Annotated in this window: 22 protein-coding genes; 3 read left to right on the forward strand and 19 right to left on the reverse strand. The window is 40.6% G+C overall.

What is annotated here, in order from left to right; all coding sequences use genetic code 11:
* Positions 1 to 204: 204 nt before the first annotated feature.
* The 5 genes from CYCPU_RS0106765 to CYCPU_RS12045 all read right to left on the reverse strand — a co-directional run bounded on the left by CYCPU_RS0106765 (position 205) and on the right by CYCPU_RS12045 (position 3,561).
* Complete coding sequence (locus tag CYCPU_RS0106765; protein WP_015006127.1) at positions 205 to 600, reverse strand: DUF2391 family protein; 396 nt, start codon at positions 598 to 600, stop codon at positions 205 to 207.
* Between the two features lie 105 nt (positions 601 to 705).
* On the reverse strand, positions 706 to 1,110 hold the full coding sequence (locus CYCPU_RS0106770) for a VOC family protein (RefSeq protein ID WP_020162304.1): 405 nt from the start codon (positions 1,108 to 1,110) through the stop codon (positions 706 to 708).
* Positions 1,111 to 1,211: 101 nt separating this feature from the next.
* Entirely contained in the window at positions 1,212 to 1,928 is a 717-nt protein-coding gene (locus CYCPU_RS0106775) for a response regulator (protein ID WP_020162305.1), read from the reverse strand.
* Positions 1,929 to 1,935: 7 nt separating this feature from the next.
* Entirely contained in the window at positions 1,936 to 3,396 is a 1,461-nt protein-coding gene (locus CYCPU_RS0106780; protein ID WP_020162306.1) for an ATP-binding protein, read from the reverse strand.
* A gap of 3 nt (positions 3,397 to 3,399) precedes the next feature.
* Positions 3,400 to 3,561 carry a hypothetical protein gene (locus tag CYCPU_RS12045; protein ID WP_015006131.1) on the reverse strand — a complete coding sequence of 54 codons (162 nt, stop codon included), beginning with the start codon at positions 3,559 to 3,561 and terminating at the stop codon, positions 3,400 to 3,402.
* Positions 3,562 to 3,778: 217 nt separating this feature from the next.
* On the opposite strand from CYCPU_RS12045, the gene CYCPU_RS0106790 reads away from it, so the two are divergent.
* The 3 genes from CYCPU_RS0106790 (at position 3,779) to CYCPU_RS0106800 (ending at position 5,330) form a co-directional block, all read left to right on the forward strand.
* Positions 3,779 to 4,105, forward strand: a complete 327-nt coding sequence (locus tag CYCPU_RS0106790) for a Spy/CpxP family protein refolding chaperone (RefSeq protein ID WP_020162307.1) — start codon at positions 3,779 to 3,781, stop codon at positions 4,103 to 4,105.
* 352 nt (positions 4,106 to 4,457) lie between these two features.
* Entirely contained in the window at positions 4,458 to 4,646 is a 189-nt protein-coding gene (locus tag CYCPU_RS0106795) for an SDR family oxidoreductase (protein ID WP_015006133.1), read from the forward strand.
* A 21-nt stretch (positions 4,647 to 4,667) separates the two neighbouring features.
* The gene (locus CYCPU_RS0106800) at positions 4,668 to 5,330 is read left to right on the forward strand and encodes a cupin domain-containing protein (protein WP_016390143.1); all 663 of its coding nucleotides are present in this window, start codon (positions 4,668 to 4,670) and stop codon (positions 5,328 to 5,330) included.
* Positions 5,331 to 5,487: 157 nt separating this feature from the next.
* Here the strand turns inward: CYCPU_RS0106800 and CYCPU_RS0106805 are convergent, their stop codons facing one another.
* The 14 genes from CYCPU_RS0106805 to CYCPU_RS0106870 all read right to left on the reverse strand — a co-directional run bounded on the left by CYCPU_RS0106805 (position 5,488) and on the right by CYCPU_RS0106870 (position 16,196).
* Positions 5,488 to 6,228, reverse strand: coding sequence for an alpha/beta fold hydrolase (locus tag CYCPU_RS0106805; protein WP_020162309.1), 741 nt, complete (start codon positions 6,226 to 6,228; stop codon positions 5,488 to 5,490).
* A gap of 191 nt (positions 6,229 to 6,419) precedes the next feature.
* Complete coding sequence (locus tag CYCPU_RS0106810; protein ID WP_020162310.1) at positions 6,420 to 6,728, reverse strand: ssr3402 family protein; 309 nt, start codon at positions 6,726 to 6,728, stop codon at positions 6,420 to 6,422.
* Between the two features lie 72 nt (positions 6,729 to 6,800).
* Positions 6,801 to 7,181 carry a hypothetical protein gene (locus CYCPU_RS0106815; RefSeq protein WP_016390140.1) on the reverse strand — a complete coding sequence of 127 codons (381 nt, stop codon included), beginning with the start codon at positions 7,179 to 7,181 and terminating at the stop codon, positions 6,801 to 6,803.
* A gap of 59 nt (positions 7,182 to 7,240) precedes the next feature.
* Positions 7,241 to 7,828 (reverse strand): hypothetical protein, encoded by a 588-nt coding sequence (locus CYCPU_RS0106820; RefSeq protein WP_026362623.1) that lies wholly within the window; start codon positions 7,826 to 7,828, stop codon positions 7,241 to 7,243.
* 360 nt (positions 7,829 to 8,188) lie between these two features.
* Positions 8,189 to 9,181 (reverse strand): alpha/beta fold hydrolase, encoded by a 993-nt coding sequence (locus CYCPU_RS0106825; RefSeq protein ID WP_020162312.1) that lies wholly within the window; start codon positions 9,179 to 9,181, stop codon positions 8,189 to 8,191.
* Positions 9,182 to 9,462: 281 nt separating this feature from the next.
* Positions 9,463 to 10,029 carry a hypothetical protein gene (locus CYCPU_RS11730; RefSeq protein WP_156815275.1) on the reverse strand — a complete coding sequence of 189 codons (567 nt, stop codon included), beginning with the start codon at positions 10,027 to 10,029 and terminating at the stop codon, positions 9,463 to 9,465.
* A 130-nt stretch (positions 10,030 to 10,159) separates the two neighbouring features.
* On the reverse strand, positions 10,160 to 10,867 hold the full coding sequence (locus CYCPU_RS11845) for a hypothetical protein (protein WP_020162315.1): 708 nt from the start codon (positions 10,865 to 10,867) through the stop codon (positions 10,160 to 10,162).
* A gap of 97 nt (positions 10,868 to 10,964) precedes the next feature.
* Positions 10,965 to 11,318 (reverse strand): hypothetical protein, encoded by a 354-nt coding sequence (locus CYCPU_RS0106840; protein ID WP_020162316.1) that lies wholly within the window; start codon positions 11,316 to 11,318, stop codon positions 10,965 to 10,967.
* Positions 11,308 to 12,075: a toll/interleukin-1 receptor domain-containing protein gene (locus CYCPU_RS0106845; protein WP_020162317.1), complete on the reverse strand. Its 768-nt coding sequence runs from the start codon at positions 12,073 to 12,075 to the stop codon at positions 11,308 to 11,310. Before CYCPU_RS0106845 ends, CYCPU_RS0106840 begins: the two co-directional genes overlap by 11 nt.
* 99 nt (positions 12,076 to 12,174) lie before the next feature.
* Positions 12,175 to 12,852 carry a hypothetical protein gene (locus tag CYCPU_RS0106850; protein WP_156815276.1) on the reverse strand — a complete coding sequence of 226 codons (678 nt, stop codon included), beginning with the start codon at positions 12,850 to 12,852 and terminating at the stop codon, positions 12,175 to 12,177.
* Positions 12,853 to 12,958: 106 nt separating this feature from the next.
* The gene (locus CYCPU_RS0106855) at positions 12,959 to 13,303 is read right to left on the reverse strand and encodes a hypothetical protein (protein WP_020162319.1); all 345 of its coding nucleotides are present in this window, start codon (positions 13,301 to 13,303) and stop codon (positions 12,959 to 12,961) included.
* Positions 13,304 to 13,494: 191 nt separating this feature from the next.
* Positions 13,495 to 14,706, reverse strand: a complete 1,212-nt coding sequence (gene arsJ / locus CYCPU_RS0106860; RefSeq protein WP_020162320.1) for an organoarsenical effux MFS transporter ArsJ — start codon at positions 14,704 to 14,706, stop codon at positions 13,495 to 13,497.
* Position 14,707: 1 nt separating this feature from the next.
* Positions 14,708 to 15,724, reverse strand: coding sequence for an ArsJ-associated glyceraldehyde-3-phosphate dehydrogenase (locus tag CYCPU_RS0106865; RefSeq protein ID WP_020162321.1), 1,017 nt, complete (start codon positions 15,722 to 15,724; stop codon positions 14,708 to 14,710).
* Positions 15,725 to 15,851: 127 nt separating this feature from the next.
* Complete coding sequence (locus CYCPU_RS0106870; protein ID WP_020162322.1) at positions 15,852 to 16,196, reverse strand: metalloregulator ArsR/SmtB family transcription factor; 345 nt, start codon at positions 16,194 to 16,196, stop codon at positions 15,852 to 15,854.
* Between the last annotated feature and the right edge of the window lie 12 nt (positions 16,197 to 16,208).

Below are 16,208 nucleotides of genomic sequence, written 5' to 3' on the forward strand. Positions count from 1 at the left end.
TTCTCCACTTATTAACAATTGCTTAATGTCTTAATTTCTAAGCAACTTACTATTAATCGAGCATTAGAAAAATGATGTTATTAAAGATACTATCTACTTTCGATTTTCATTTACGACATTCGTAAAAAAACGGTTGCTTTGTATACAGTTAATCCAACCTAACCAAGCGCCTATCTTCATTCCTAGCCAATATCTTCTTCACTGCTATTCTTTATCAAAACCATCAACAATAATCGCTCCCATAGAAGCAGGCATCGTAATAATAATTAGTCGCTTCAAAGCTATCACCGGATCTAGCATTACAGGGAACTTATTTAATGACAACAACACCAAAGCAACCACACAAGCGGCTATAAAATAGGCAATAAATATTCTGCTTATAAATATTGATGTTCTATATTTTATATCGCCTTGAAATACAATTTGATAGGCAAAAAAGCTTAAAAATACAATCGACAAAATAAAAACAAGAAACAGGTTTGCAAAAGGAAGAGTTTCCCCTAGTTTCCAGGCCTCTTCGGAAAACGAAATAGGCACTGCCAAAGCAAAGGACCCAATAACTACCTGACTGGCGTCTTCTTTATTAAAGTTAAGATTCATAGCTAATTACCTGGCGGTTTGTTGACTGTTATGCATTACCGGCTGGCGATTCACGCCTTAACACCACCTTTATTGTTATCATCAGGGATGCTTTTTGCCTCGCTATTATGTCAGATCCTGATAAGGGTTGTAGGCCACCTCCCAGTAATAGCCTTCCGTATCTTGAAAATAACCGGAGTAACCGCCCCAGAAAACCTCCAGCGCGGGTTTAATCAGTCGAGCACCAGCAGAGACCGCTTGATCAAGCACAGCATCCACGTCTGACTTACTTACAACATTGTGGGCCAGCGTTATGCCAGAGAAACCAACCTGATTCGATTCCGTTAACCCGATATCTTTAGCCAACTCTTCGCGCGGATAGAGCGCCAACCACGTTCCTTCCAAACTAAAAAACGATATATTGTCACCTTCAACATTATGCGTTGGCAAACCAAGGCCCTCACTATAAAAGCGAGTCGCTCTTTCTAAGTCATCTACACCAAGAGTAATAATGCTGATTTTCGGTTTCATAATTCCCTTCCTAACACTTTAAATATAAGACGCACGCCTCCTTTTCCTATCGTCATTGTCACACTTACAAAAACACAATAGGTTTGCCAGCCACAACCATGCTACACATTAAATCCATCTCCACCCAATTCTTCATACTTATAGCCAACACTGTATACAGATTTAATTAACTCTTGGTCTTTATAGTGATGAGCAATCTTTTTTCTCAGGTTTTTAATATGGCTATCTACGGTCCGATCAGTCACTACACGGTTATCTTCATACAGTTTATGCATTAACTGCGATCGCGAAAATATTCGCCCCGGTTGTTTTACCAATGTGCTCAGTAAACGAAACTCAACTGGGGTTAAATCCAACGCCTGCCCTGCTACTGTTGCTAATATTCGCTGTTCATCCAAGGTTACCAATTGATTCTCAACGGTTGATATCTGTTGCCGGTAAGACAACGTACGAAACAAAGCCTTAATTCTTGCCATCACTTCACGAGGGCTAAAAGGCTTGCAGATATAATCATTAGCACCTATCTCCAAGCCCAAAACTTTATCAATTTCTTCTACCCGTGCAGTAATCATAATGATCGGGATACCAGAAAAATGTCGTATTTCCTGGCAAAGAGTAATGCCATCTTTACCTGGCAGCATTAGGTCTAATAAAATAAGGTCCGGCTGCTCTTGCTGCACCCAGTCAATAACAGCGTCTCCATGGTTAATCCAATGAGTGCTATAGCCCTCCTTATGGAGATAGTCTTGCAGTAATTGCGCTATCTTAGTTTCATCTTCAACAATTAGAATGGTACGTTCTGGTTCGGCAGTATTCATAGCGTGATTATCCTGATGAAATGGGTAGCTCCAAGGTGATTTTCAGCCCACCCAGTGATGAAGGCTCGGCTGTCAATTTTCCCTCGTGTGCTTCTGCAATACTCTGCGCAATAGATAAACCGAGCCCAGAACCACCGGAATCTCGGTTACGAGAATTATCTACTCGAAACAACCGTTCAAATAAACGTGGTATCAATTCTGGCGAAATACCGGGTTCGCTATCTTCAAAACAGATCGTTAACGAAGCTTCCTTTTTACATTGTATCTTTACGCGACCTCCTTCATGGGTATAACGAAGGCTGTTTTCTAATAAATTTGTGAACAGCTGAGTAAGTCGCTGAGGGTCAGCCAATACCATGGGGCAGGGTTCATCGCATGCTACGCTCAAAGTAATCTTCTTCTGCTGCATTGGAAGCACGTAGCCTTCCGCTACATTTTGTAGCAACAAAAATGGATTCACTGCTACCTTTTCATAGGTCAGCGAGCCTTGATCGGAAAGAGAAAGTTGGTACAAATCATCAACCAGCCGTTGTAAATGCTTAACCTCCAAAGAAAGGGATTGAATCGACTCGCTATTCAGCTCCCTAACATTATCTTCCATAGCTTCCAATTCACCTTTAAGGATGGTCAGCGGTGTGCGCAATTCGTGAGAGATATCTGCAATCCACTGACGGCGACTTTGCTGATTTTGATCAAGTGTCTCAGCAAGGGTGTTTAAATCAGTGGCCAAGTCTCCCAATTCATCTCTAGAAATTTTCTCCACACGGCTGTCAAATTGACCAGATGTCAGTTGCCGCGCTATACCTGTTAACCTAGTAATGGGCTTATTAAATGCACGTGCCAGCAATAAAGAAACAATAACAGCAATCACAAACGAGAGTATTCCTGTTAATAGTAAATTCTTAACTTGATCACGTTCAAACCGCTGCTCTATACCCGTACGCATACCTTTCAAACGTCGCATACTCAGATAACCGATCACCTCATCATCCAGCATTATTGGCAGTTTCCGATCATTTTTCGAAGCGGGCGGACCAAAAATGGACGTTTGAGCACTATCCTGCAAGCCTATTCGGCCGCGCAAATGGGGCGGTAAAACAGCTGCGTGATGACGTCGTTCAGAATACACACGGGCTGAACCAAGCCTAGCCGAAGGCTCTTGTCTATGATGCTCTGGCTGTTTAGCATTTCTTGGCGGTGGCGATGCCAGTTCATGTTCAAGCAACAATTGTTGCCACAAAAGAGGCTTATTTTTCAGAAAATCCCAATGGCCATATTGTCGGTACAGCCCACTTAAGGTTCGTTCAACGTTGTTCAGCCTTTTTAATCTAACGTCTTCAATATACTGGCCAAAACCCTGCTGGAAGCTATAACGAGTCACCGCCATATTAACGAGCAAAATCAGAAGTATCACCAATAGAATAGAGAAAAACAGCTTGTGCCAAATTCTAATTCGTATAGAAAACATGCTTTAAACAGCCCTTAGTAAGGATACATAGCCTGAAGCAGCCGTTTGCATAGTCTCTGCTAAATCTCTTCTAGGCTGTACACCTATTTGCTGAAAGGCAGATATGATCGCCTTAAATATGCCGGTAATAAATTCTGTGCTTGCTGTTACGTTTAGGTTTATCATCTTATCCCTACTCTTTATTCATTATTCCACCAACAATAAAATTGTAGCGACTAAATATGGATTAAATATGAAGATTAATCACTTAATCATCTTAGGCCATATCTCCACATTTTCTTCACATTCTCTTCGTAATTGCTACAACATTGCCCCCTATTCTATAACTCAAGAACAGAGACATTAACCGCCCTGTTCTGCTTATTAAATTTAGGAGAAAACCATGAATATTAAAGCAGCTTTATTAACATCAGCAATCGCCCTTACAGTAGCCACCAGTGCCTATGCAGAAAGATCTGACGACTGCTCTAAAGGCAAAATGCAAAAAAGAGGCCCATCAATTGCTCATTTGCAAGAAAAGCTTGATTTAACCGACAAGCAGGCCGATTCACTTAAAGTGCTATTTGAAGAGCAACGAGCCAAACAAAAAGCACTTCGAAAAACGCATAAAGAAAACCGAGACATCATGCATGAAAAAATCTCTAACATTCTAACAAAAGAGCAATTGGAAGAATTCAAAGAGATGAAGCCTAAAAAACCTCATAGATAACATTAACCACACTACGCACAACAGGCTACACAGGCTGTTGTGCGTAGTGTTTCTTACTCAGAATGCTAGCTTAAAGTAGCCCACAACAAGCCCCCTAAATATGGCAATTTGATTTCCAAAAATAATTAAATAGCCACACTCTTAAGCTTAGTCAAATACCATAAAACCAAGCTCTTTCGCCCTTTATGGCAAGCATAATACGAGACTTTTAAGTATCGTTTTATTCCACTGACGATTATAAAAAGAAGAAAGAACTAATCCCTTATTACGTTAAACCCTGATGCGGATTGTAGGCTACTTCCCAATAATGACCTTCCGTATCTTGAAAATAACCGGAGTAACCACCCCATTTATGAAACATTTATTGACCATGAAAATGGATAATGCCTTAGCGGGAGTTGATGATTTTCATCCGATAGGCCGCATCGGCACACCGGATGACATTGCCAACAGCATCTTGTTCCTTTTAAATGATTGCTCCAGCTGGGTAACAGGTGCCATTTGGGATGTGGATGGCGGAGTGACTGCAGGTAGAAACTAAACGATTAACTAGGTGCTTAAAATGACGACACAAATCAATACCGATTTTTCACAACGAATTGTAATTCAACCCGATGACTATCGCTGGGTTGACTCGCCCATGCCCGGCGTGGAACGCATGATGCTCGATAGAATCGGTGATGAAATCGCACGTGCAACCTCCATTGTGCGTTACGAACCCTTTAGTGAGTTCTCGTCACATACTCATACAGGTGGCGAGGAGTTCTTTGTGCTCGACGGTGTGTTTTCTGACGAGCATCAAAGCTATGGTAAAGGCTGTTATGTACGAAACCCCATTGGCACAGCACACACACCTAAAATAGGTAAAGAAGGCGCAACTATTTTCGTCAAACTACAACAGTTTGACGAAGCAGATACACAACAAAAAGTCATCGATACCCAAACACAATCATGGCACCCAGGGCTAGTGGAAGGTCTAAGCGTCATGCCGCTACATGAATTTGGAAGTGAGCACGTAGCGTTAGTGAAATGGGCGCCGAACACGCAATTCAATACCCACCAGCACTGGGGTGGAGAGGAGATTTTTGTATTAGAGGGTACTTTTCATGATGAGCATGGCAGCTATCCTCAAGGCTCATGGTTACGCAGCCCACACCTGAGTCGACATACCCCCTTCACCAAAGAAAATGGCGCATTGATTTACGTAAAAACCGGACACCTGTAAATACAGTGCTTTTGTCCGTTGTGTTTGGTCTGTAGTAGCGTTTTGGCTACAGTGGCGAAGCCACCCCAAAGCGGAGCGTAGACCAGAACATAAAACCAATAGGGTCCATTAATTGGTGGGAAGTCTCAGATCACGCTTGAACGACTGGTTAAGTATTTTATTTCTCTTTAAACACACCATTTTTTATAAATTCAATGGTTTGATCTGCCACTTCACTGTCATAACGCATCATCGAATGACCCGTTTCTATAATGATAAAATCTGTCATACCATCAATCTTGGTGGCTTCTACCGAAACAAGTCCATCATCTTTTCCTGGTATAACCGTGTCATTCAATTTACTCTTGAGCTCTCCTGCAATAATACCCACGGGATAGTATGGAGGCTTTAGTGATTTTGGAAAACTCTTATCATCGGTACCTAAGGCTTTAGCTGTTGGGCCGAGAATATCCATTAACCAACTGTTACTGAAGTGGTCAGCCGCTTTGCTGCCTTTATTTGGGGTGCCCAATAAAACGACTCTTCCCAGTTTATCTACCTTATTATTTTGTAGGTAAGCTCTAACCATCAATCCTCCGAGTGAATGCCCTACGAAATTAACGTTTTGAGTATGATTTTGGCAACATTGGTTAATTTGTAAACTGATATCTTGCAAGATTTCATCAGGCTTTTGATGTAAAGAACTGTACCCCACACGCTGAACATAATACCCGGCATCTTCAAGTCGAGAAGCTAGCAACCACATTGACGTATTGCTTCGACCTAGGCCGTGAAGAAGAACAATAATTTCCTTATTCTCAGCCACCTCATCATTGTGATTAAACCAAGCGTTGGCAGCTTTAAAAGTAACTAATGTTACTAGTAATATTGTAAAAATAAGACTAAATAATTTTTTCATCTTACTGTCTGTTAGATTTATAAATGCAAGTGTTCAGTTGATTACAGTTAGCTCTAAAACACATAACGCTCGGACTCTCTAGGGTCGGGAATCAATAGGGTCAGGATCTATTTATTTTTAAATTACTATATTTTTCAAGACCTTGAAGATTTTATTTTACTCTAACCCCAATTGTTCAAGGCAGAAACCGATCATTCACGTTCAACGATGGGACAGTTACTGCTTTTGAATTTTATATTAGGCTGTGGCCCCGGCATAGCTCGTGTCAAAAAGCTGGGTGTTTGCCGTTCAAAATGTGCTTCGCAGGCACGATCAAAAAAGATAGTCAGCGATATAAGGTCAATCTGTTTTAACGACTGAGCCACGCGTTGATGTGTTTTGATAAACAGCACCATCGTATCCAAGTCTCTCAAATTGACGGCGGAAGGTGGCAATGCTGCTTGCGTATAGCTAGCGCTGCTTAATAAAAGAAGACTGACAATACCGCGAATACTCTTCATGCTTTCTCTACCCTATCTCACATTTGGTGTGTTGCCATACAAGCGATATGACATTGCCCTTATATCAAACCGTTACTTTGGACTGATAATAACCTTTATTTTATTCGCTTGAGATTCAGGCGCACTAATATCAATAGTGTATTGATTGCCATAGGTCAACCAGGTTTCACCAACTTCATTCGCCGTCAAATAACACACTTCACTCCACTTACTTGCTTCGCAGTTCACACTGGCAATTTCAGGCGAGAATGAGACGATTGCAGGGTAGACTCCCCACCAGCCAGGAAAACCATTGCTAATGCTTAAAACTTCTTTGGTTTCGCCGACGGCTAAATAAATAGCCGAGTCATCGTCTCTCGTTTCAATTAAGGATTCATAACTCGTTCGAGCGCTTGCACACCCTTGAAGTAGTACGACGATGAAAGCGAAGGCGATCATTTTAAAATTCATCATATAAAATCTCTATGTAATATGGGCTCAAAACAAACCGCTTCATGTGTTGTCATACTCATTTAACACCCCATTGGAATGGCGATATTAATTACCGTTACGACCTGCCATTGTGTATTAATTAATTTTTCTATTTTAATGCGTGCCGTGCTAAGCGAAACCTCGACGGGACTGTAACCTTCTGGCCAACCATCTCCATTAAGTATCCTTACCCACTCCTCGCCGCCTTTCGCCAATACCGCTGCATTTATTTCATCATGCGTGACTTCTGGAAAGCAGTCCACATTCACCTCATCAAAATTCGGCAATAACACCGTATGGTTGTCAGCGATCTTAAGCCGATGCCATTTGGTCGTACAGTGTTTCCACTCCGTTAAGTCAAGATGTGGGCCTTCGGCATTGACTGATAAACTCGTTTCAAGCTGCAGAGCAACTCGATAGTTTTCGCGATCTTTGCCATGAAGCATGACCGTTGCTTGAGACAGGTTCTCGCCAGCCTCAAGCCCAGAAAAATACGCTTTTTTGAAAGGGGCATTATAATTTATCGGGTTCTGAAATGAAATCTGTCCATCGGGTATGAACGTGATTCTGTCGAATGCGTAAGAATAATTCGACAAACCAATCATTAACAATGCCACAAAATATTTCATCTTTGTACGTCCCTTCCCCATTGTTGTTTAGCCTATTCAAAATCAATAGTGTCAGACTCGATTGATTTTATTTTTAAACGCTTTCGATTTCCTATCACCCCCTTTGCTCCTTGGATGCATGGGTCTCTTGACTTTAGCCTTTATCGTTTCTTTAAAAGAATCACTGCCTAACACCCAAAGTTTGTTAGTTACCTCGCGTATTGCTTGAAGATTTTTTTGCAGAACCTCACCATCAAATAATGCACGGTACGCTTCACCACAGGGCTGACTGCTTTTCCCCTAAAGGTTTATATAACTCATGCTCTACGACTCATTCGTTTGCTTTACCCAATCGTTTTATACTTAATGATATTTTTATTATTATTTATCAATCGCTTTATAGAAAGCCTTAATAAATGCGTTATAGTTTTCATAATGAGGCATATGACCTACCCCGTCCAACTCAATAAGCACTGAGTCTTTAATCATAGCTTTAGTGCTTTTTCCAAGATCTTTATATTCGCCTAACTTTCTAGTGACACCTTCTTTTAACCAACCTCTACCTGGGCCCGTTTTATCTCTAGTACCAATGATTAAGAAAGTTTCATTCTTAATTTGTGAAAACCTACTCACTATATTTTCGGAGAAAATAGGGCCATAAGTTAAAGCATTATTCCAAGCAACAGTTTCCCAATCTTTCCCTGCAAGCATTCCTTTTAAAGGAATTAAAAGCTTCTCGTATTCGCTGGACCATTTCCCATCATAATAATTCTTACTTTGATAGCTTCTAGCTTTATCCAGTGTTGTAGCAAGCTCTCTTTTATAGAAAAAGTTAACATCTTTGAACTCTACATACTTTCCATAATCCTCTAAGCCAATAGGGTTAATCAGAATGAGTTTATTAACTGATGCAGGATAATTAACAGCAAATGTTGTAGCTAACATACCCCCCATTGAATGACCTACAAGATCAAATTTTTTGATATTTAAACCATCCAATAATGATTTAGTGTTTAATGCCAGCTGCCCAAAGCTATATTGATAGTAATCTGGTTTTGAGGATTTACCAAAGCCAATTTGATCCGGTATAAGCACTCTATACTTTTTCTTTAAAAGATCTTTTGCGACTTTTTCCCAATAGTAACCTGAGAAATTTTTACCATGGAATAAGACGATTACTTTTCTTGCATCTTTATCCCCAATATCCATGTATCGCATTTTTAAACGTTGATTTTGAGAATCAAGATCGAATGTCTTAACTTCAAATGGGTATTCAAACCCATCCAACTCTTTATTATACTTTATGTGATTTTCAGCAAATGCCTGTGAAATTAAGGCAAAAACTGAAACTATAATCAAAAAAAACTTTTTCATATTAATTTTATCTATGTAATGGTTATACTTTTTGTCCTTTTAAACGACTTGTTACATGTACGATGATAAACATTCCCAAATTTCACCAAGGTCAATCCAGACTGGTGACTTAATTAAACCAGATTGGAAAGCAGCAAAGAAAGCCAATACAGCAGTAAGTCTAAGCATCCAAGAGTTTGCAGATTTAGCAGACTTTGCTCTCGCAGTCTCAATTTGGTACTGCTCTAGAGTAGCAATAGCTTTACCAGTAATTATAAAGTCAAAGCTACCACCTTGATTTTTTAACTCCCCGATGATACGAAAGAGGATAAATATAAATCCATTTTCCTTCGTAGCTCTGTTTTCTGCGGATGTAAATACCACCTAATTGAATACATATAACTCATTAGATCAAGCGATGAAAATGATTTATGAGGTTCTTCTGATTGTTTAGCAATAATACTTTCTAGAACCTTCATTCTCTTCGGAAGTTGTAAGGTTTTCTTGTTGAAGAAGTATTGTGGAACAGAATTTTTTGCTAAAGCATAAATTGATTGCAGCTTATAAAACCAAGTCCACTCATGAAGGATATAATCCCAAACACCTTTATATGTATGTGTTACTAACCCATGATAATGCTCAACTCGTAAGTTTAAGCCAGAATAAAGTGAAAAAGGAATAACAGCATCGGTACGGAAACCACCACCTTCAAAGTGATTACCATTTAATCCATTTTCTTCAATAGAATTAACTAACATGATAGGAGCATCGCCTTCGTAGAGGCTTATAGAGTAGCAATTAACTTGCTTTCCTGACTCTCCGGTTCTAGGAATTTGAACAGGGCATGACTTTTTTAACAACCTACTCAAAATCCATTTCGTAACTTTATTCATGCCACCTCAAGTTGATAGTACATGTAACGTTTTAAATAAGGGGCGCGCGGCTCTTTGCGCGTCCTAGTGAGCACAGCGAGCGACTTAATTTTTTTGTTAGCCATAATTAAACCGGTGCTCCAAATATAAAACGCGTTCCATCATCGCGCTGTCCGAAGAAATAGCCGTATGCATCTTTAGGAACCGCAATGCCTGCACTCTTGGTTTTTTTGCGTGCTTCTTCAACAGTCCTACTAACCAGCTCTGGCATATTGCCTTCAATTTCGCCATGAGCGACAAGCTGCGCATAATATTCATTACCTAGATCAAGCGATGCTAGCCAGAAGCTTGGCTCAGTCTCGTGTATTAACTTAATATTTTTTTTTGTAACAAAGAGCGTTACGACAGTTAATTTGCCAATAGGAGGTGCTTCAATATACGTTACATTTTTCCATTTCTTAGGTGCGCGTTGATACGGGCTAACTACTAATTGAGGCCTGGTAAAAACTAATTGGAATGCTTGCACTGTGTTCGGGATTTTCTCTGGCGGCTTATCCCATACATCCCAAGCTCTATTCTGAACCTCGCCCACAAGCAATGGATTTTTATCTATCGCTTCAGTAGTAAACCCCATCCTCCAGCGCCCCGATGCATGAAGGCTTACTTTGGTTTCCTTGAAGTTATCGCGACATGCTATATATACATCACCTGCTTTAGACGCCCATATACGCCAAGCATTTGACGTAAGTCCGTTTGGATCGCCGACCGCAAAGCGAATGGGGCTTTTTGTATATGGAAGAACGCCCGCTTGCATTAATGCTTGAGGGGGAATCATTAGTATCCTTTATTTCATGGCTAACGCCGCGCTCTGCGGAAATTTAGGAGCGCCAGCGAGTAAATTTTTCGTAGCAGCGCCTTGTTATATTTTTTCTTCATGAGGCCGCATCCGGGATTGAAGATTGAGTTGTTGGTTGAAGCTTGGACACAGATCGTGGATTTAATGCTACTTTCCAAACCCCTATCAGCATGCCTAATACATCGACAAATAGTGCTGCGCCAGCGGCAGTAACAACTTGAACAGGGAAATCAGAGGCATTGAAAAGTATATAGCCTGATACAACCATTACAGCTACTAAAAGCACAACTGAGGAGAAACCCATTGCAAGTCGAAGGACAAACCACCAGTGGTCATGGGCTTTAGCTTGATCGAATGTTTCACGCTCCTGCCTTAGTTGCTCTGAGGCTCGTTCGACAATAACAGGGCTTAGTTCAGCATTATCCGTCATGACGAGCCTCCATTTTTTTAACCATTTCATGGAGATCGTCAATTTTTCGATTCAGTTCCTCCTTATTAGGTTTTTCTTTTTTCATATACAGAATTGAGCCGAACATTGAGGCCATTGATCCCACTAGAAATGCGATAATCCACTCAAAATTTGAGTACTCAATTTTTGCAAGCCACCCAAGCAAGCCTACAGAAACAACAATGGCTGAAACCAATGTGACTATCATCGACACAAAGAACATCTGCCGAGTTTTAAATTTTTTAAACTCCTCATGCTCTAGGCTCTTTATCTTAAGAATCTCTTTCTCAATTTCAATATTGGCTACTTTTGCTTCCAAGTCTTGTTTAAGAGATGTTTTTTGAACACTTACAATGCCCTCCATGAGTTTTTTCATTGATATATGAAAATCGTTTGATTTTGATATATCAAGATACAAGTAATCTTTTAGGAAGAATGGTATTTCAGCACTTTTATCCAATACCACAGGGATTAGCTTAACGTCTTTACCTTTTAGTCTATTACTAACAGCCAAAGACATTTCTTGTTGAACCCACTGACTCTTTTCTGAATTTTTTGAAATAAAGAAAAGCACTGCATCAGAGTTGCTGATAGCATGACTTATTGAAGCGTTCAGGCTCGCACCAGTCGCAATATCGGCCTTATCATCAAATACAGCCATACCATGATGCGCTAGGTAGTTCCGCACCTTGTGCGCTATATCATTGTCTTCATATGAGTGACTAAGAAAGACTCTCATTCATACTCCTAAAAAATATAACGACCAAGCTCACTTGCCGCAAAAAGCAGAGAGTAGCGTAGCGAAACGGCGCTTTTGGCGGTCAAGTGGAGTGCCTTGTTAGAGAATTTCTTTAGCAAAAGCTTCTGGATTATATATGCTTTCAAATTTTTCTCTTGGGATGGTTTTTGCGTTTTTAATGATTTCCGATACTTTCTTTTCTACGCTTTCTAAGTATTTCAGGTAATCCTCATGTGACTTTGTATAGACTGATAGGTCTGGTTTTTTGGGATTTTGTAAATGATACCGAATATGCCATATTGCTGATGCAACGTTGTTAAACTCACATATGACTTTCTTGCCCCAGAGATCTCCATTCTCATCGGAAATACTACTAGCACCTTTAATAATGCTTTTTTCTTGAAACTTTGAAGTAACTTCTCGAAGCTCTATCATTCCAGAATTTACCCCATTAACCAAAGTATGAATGAGTTGGTATGAGACCCTTTGCTCTTTATTTAACCCAAGAACAGCATCCTTATAGTAATTAGTGAAAATATGGTTTGATAATGGAGAAGGCACTCCATTACCAATTCCTTTTAGCGAATAAATCTGTAGCATTCTAGAATATATGAGCGCTGTTCTTTCTAGCTCGGATTTCAGCTCGTCTAATTCTTCAAGCAGACATTTTCTAATTTTTCTTAGGCGTAAGAAATCCTTCAAAATACTAGTAAATTGAGCAAGAAACCACCCAGCTAAAACTGAGGCTAGTCCAATTACTATTTTTTCGTACTCCATAACCATCTCGATTCTCTAACGCCGTGGTAAGGGGCAGCCGGAGCAACGCGTAGGCTGTCCCGCGCAGGCCGCGCTTTTTGCGGCCGGAGTGAACTTGACCACCTTGTTAGCCTTTTGCACTTGGCAACACTACTGGAACTGAAAACTTAATGCGTGAATGACTTGAAGTTTCACCATGAGACGCCCCCTGAGAACCAAGACCGACTGCACCCAAGTAAACACCAATGCCACCTTTTGTATCAGTACCTGCAGTTTCCGCTAGAGCGATATCAAAATCGATCATTGCCACAGGCATGTCATTTTCGTTGGTTACTACTTTATTTTCTTTGACGTAGCCATATAAGCGCATTGTGCCAACACTACCACCAAGTTCTGCTGCGGATTCGCTCGCTTCAGCCACTCCGCTAACTATTTCCGTTAATGCAGTTTTTATGAACTCTTGAAGTTCCATGCGATATTTCCCTTGTAAGGCTAACAGTATTAATAAGCGGAACCCATTATCCACGTATTAATTGTATATAGGTGGATAGTACTTCCATGTTTTTGCATATTAATGGCCAAAAGTGGATATGACTTAGTTAATACACATTTAAATCCGTTTGTTAAATATAGCATCTATTTCTATTAGGCACAGAATGGATCTCACCCTTTTTCTGGCAATGCTTTTGCAATAATCGCGGATAGTAATATAAAAGCGGCAGAAACCCATAGGCATATTTCAAAACTATAGTATTGGTACAACCAACCAGATAAAACAGTGCCCAGCAAGCGACCTGCTGCGTTAGCCATATAGTAAAAGCCAACATCTAGCGATACGCCATTGCTATTGGCATAGCTCACTATTAGGTAACTATGCAGTGATGAGTTAATGGCGAATAACACACCAAAAGCTGCTAAACCAAGCCATAAGGTGGTACTTATTTGGAATTCGTAATGCAGTGCTATTGCCATTAACAGAGGGATGATAAACAGAATAACTGCCCATTGATGCAAATGCTGGCCATCCTTTTTAGTAGCCTGTTGCTGGCCGGATAATCTTGGCGCTAGTGCCTGAACAACCCCATAGCCAATAACCCATAAGGCCATAACACTACCGACCTGCGAATAATCCCAATTAAACTGTGCCGTTAAATACACCGGTAAGGCGACTACAAACCACACATCTCTTGCTGCAAATAAGAAAAGGCGTGCGCCAGACAAGTAGTTAATGGCCGAACTTTTCGAGAACAGGTGTTTAAATTTAGGTTTACTGCTGGCTTTGCCCAGTTCTTTTTTTAATAAAACGCAGCTTGTTAGCCAAACTATTAGTAGGCCGACCACCATAATGAGTATCGCATTATGAAAACCAAATTGGCTAAGCAGTAAACCACCCAGAAAAAAGCCAACCCCTTTTAAGGTGTTTTTTGAGCCGGTTAATAAAGCTACCCACTTATACAGTGTATTGTTTGCCTCTTTGGGAACCAGTAATTTAATGGCGCTTTTGGCGCTCATTTTATTAAGGTCTTTAGCCACGCCCGATATTGCTTGCGCGGCCATTACCCAAACTATTGTGAGCATCTCGGGTGCTACTAATAACATTGACAAGGCCAGCACTTGCAAGACTAAGCCAATATTCATGGTGGTATTTAAGCCAACAATGGCCCCCAACCAACCCCCTAGTAAATTGGTGATAATGCCAAATACTTCGTAAAAAATGAATAATAAGGCAATTTCTAATGGCGTATAACCCAGCTCGTGAAAGTGTAAAACCACCAGCATTCTTAATGCACCGTCTGTTAGCGTAAAAGCCCAATAATTACCCGTAATAATGAGATATTGTTGAATATCACTAGACAGTGATTGCAAGCTACGCATATTAGTTTATTGGTTCCTTAGCTGTGGCTACCTTGCGAACTAACTCGATGGTTCGGTTAACGTAGCCCCATTCGTTATCGTACCAAGCGTATAGTTTTACCTGTGTGCCATTTACCACCATGGTTGATAGTGCATCGATAATGCTAGAACGTGGGTCTGTTTTATAATCAATAGACACTAAGGGGTGTTCTTCATACCCCAAAATACCGTTTAATTCATTCTCTGCTGCCGCCTTTAATAGCTGATTAACCTCTTGCACTGTTGTGCTTTTTTCCACCTCAAACACACAATCGGTAAGTGATGCATTGGCTAATGGCACACGCACTGCATGGCCATCTAAACGGCCTTTTAACTCTGGAAAAATATGCGTAATAGCCGTTGCTGAACCCGTTGAGGTAGGAATAAGGCTCATGCCACAGGCTCTAGCACGCCTTAAATCTTTATGTGGTGCATCCAGTATGGTTTGCGTATTGGTTAGGTCATGAATGGTGGTGATTGAGCCATGTTTAATAGCCAAATTTTCATGAATAACTTTAACCACCGGCGCTATACAGTTAGTGGTACAAGAAGCGGCGGTTACAATTTTATGTTCCAAAGGGTTAAACAGATTATCATTCACCCCCATCACTATGTTTAACACGCCGTCTTCTTTAACCGGTGCTGTTACCACAACACGCTTAACGCCCTGCTCAAGATACGGTTGTAACAATGCTTTGGTTTTCATTTTTCCAGACGCTTCAATAACCACATCACAGCCTGACCAGTCTGTATCGCTAATAGTTGTATGCCGGCTTGTAGTGATCTGTTGGCCATTAATTATTATGCAATCATCTAAATGACTCGCCTCGTAAGACCAACGGCCATGCACAGAGTCAAAGTTTAATAAATGCGCCAAGGTTGCAGCATCGCCCGCTGGGTCATTAATGTGCACAAACTCTATTTGCTCCGTGCCAAACCCTGCTCTTAATGATAAGCGCCCCATTCGGCCAAAGCCGTTAATACCTACTTTTATCGTCATAATTGTTCAGCCTTTTTTAACTATCGGTGTTAGAAAGAATATATGGAATTATACATATATGATTATCCATATATATAAAAATATTAGAATAAAAGCAAAATACTGATTCAGAAGATCAATTAAACGATTAACAGCAGGCTTGGTCGCGCTCAGGTCGCGATCGCATTAGGGATAAATTATTCAGGCTTTCTTTGATTAAAGGTGATTGAACCGCACCCGCTGTATTTAAAATATCTGTCGCCCAGCTTGGTAAAGATGGGTTAATACGATAAAAAACCCATTGCCCTTGTCGCCTATCGGACAATAAATTAAATTTACGTAGTTGCGCCAAATGCCTTGAAATTTTAGGCTGGCTTACCTGCAAGGCTTCCATTAGCTCACAAACGCACAGCTCCCCTTCTTGCTGAATAAGCATCAGGCAGGTTAACCGTGTTTGGTCGGACAGGCATTTGAAGAAGGCTAAAGGTTCCATAAACAAATTATA

Origin of the sequence: Cycloclasticus pugetii PS-1 (assembly GCF_000384415.1) — a bacterium.
In the GTDB taxonomy this organism is placed as follows: Bacteria; Pseudomonadota; Gammaproteobacteria; order Methylococcales; family Cycloclasticaceae; genus Cycloclasticus; species Cycloclasticus pugetii.

Bases quoted from the DNA above. Each gene is read 5' to 3' on its own strand.
- CYCPU_RS0106765 (WP_015006127.1), bottom strand. From the start codon at position 600: ATGAATCTTAACTTTAATAAAGAAGACGCCAGTCAGGTAGTTATTGGG.
- CYCPU_RS0106770 (WP_020162304.1), bottom strand. From the start codon at position 1,110: ATGAAACCGAAAATCAGCATTATTACTCTTGGTGTAGATGACTTAGAA.
- CYCPU_RS0106775 (WP_020162305.1), bottom strand. From the start codon at position 1,928: ATGAATACTGCCGAACCAGAACGTACCATTCTAATTGTTGAAGATGAA.
- CYCPU_RS0106780 (WP_020162306.1), bottom strand. From the start codon at position 3,396: ATGTTTTCTATACGAATTAGAATTTGGCACAAGCTGTTTTTCTCTATT.
- CYCPU_RS12045 (WP_015006131.1), bottom strand. From the start codon at position 3,561: ATGATAAACCTAAACGTAACAGCAAGCACAGAATTTATTACCGGCATA.
- CYCPU_RS0106790 (WP_020162307.1), top strand. From the start codon at position 3,779: ATGAATATTAAAGCAGCTTTATTAACATCAGCAATCGCCCTTACAGTA.
- CYCPU_RS0106795 (WP_015006133.1), top strand. From the start codon at position 4,458: ATGAAACATTTATTGACCATGAAAATGGATAATGCCTTAGCGGGAGTT.
- CYCPU_RS0106800 (WP_016390143.1), top strand. From the start codon at position 4,668: ATGACGACACAAATCAATACCGATTTTTCACAACGAATTGTAATTCAA.
- CYCPU_RS0106805 (WP_020162309.1), bottom strand. From the start codon at position 6,228: ATGAAAAAATTATTTAGTCTTATTTTTACAATATTACTAGTAACATTA.
- CYCPU_RS0106810 (WP_020162310.1), bottom strand. From the start codon at position 6,728: ATGAAGAGTATTCGCGGTATTGTCAGTCTTCTTTTATTAAGCAGCGCT.
- CYCPU_RS0106815 (WP_016390140.1), bottom strand. From the start codon at position 7,181: ATGATGAATTTTAAAATGATCGCCTTCGCTTTCATCGTCGTACTACTT.
- CYCPU_RS0106820 (WP_026362623.1), bottom strand. From the start codon at position 7,828: ATGAAATATTTTGTGGCATTGTTAATGATTGGTTTGTCGAATTATTCT.
- CYCPU_RS0106825 (WP_020162312.1), bottom strand. From the start codon at position 9,181: ATGAAAAAGTTTTTTTTGATTATAGTTTCAGTTTTTGCCTTAATTTCA.
- CYCPU_RS11845 (WP_020162315.1), bottom strand. From the start codon at position 10,867: ATGATTCCCCCTCAAGCATTAATGCAAGCGGGCGTTCTTCCATATACA.
- CYCPU_RS0106840 (WP_020162316.1), bottom strand. From the start codon at position 11,318: ATGACGGATAATGCTGAACTAAGCCCTGTTATTGTCGAACGAGCCTCA.
- CYCPU_RS0106845 (WP_020162317.1), bottom strand. From the start codon at position 12,075: ATGAGAGTCTTTCTTAGTCACTCATATGAAGACAATGATATAGCGCAC.
- CYCPU_RS0106850 (WP_156815276.1), bottom strand. From the start codon at position 12,852: ATGGAGTACGAAAAAATAGTAATTGGACTAGCCTCAGTTTTAGCTGGG.
- CYCPU_RS0106855 (WP_020162319.1), bottom strand. From the start codon at position 13,303: ATGGAACTTCAAGAGTTCATAAAAACTGCATTAACGGAAATAGTTAGC.
- arsJ (WP_020162320.1), bottom strand. From the start codon at position 14,706: ATGCGTAGCTTGCAATCACTGTCTAGTGATATTCAACAATATCTCATT.
- CYCPU_RS0106865 (WP_020162321.1), bottom strand. From the start codon at position 15,724: ATGACGATAAAAGTAGGTATTAACGGCTTTGGCCGAATGGGGCGCTTA.
- CYCPU_RS0106870 (WP_020162322.1), bottom strand. From the start codon at position 16,196: ATGGAACCTTTAGCCTTCTTCAAATGCCTGTCCGACCAAACACGGTTA.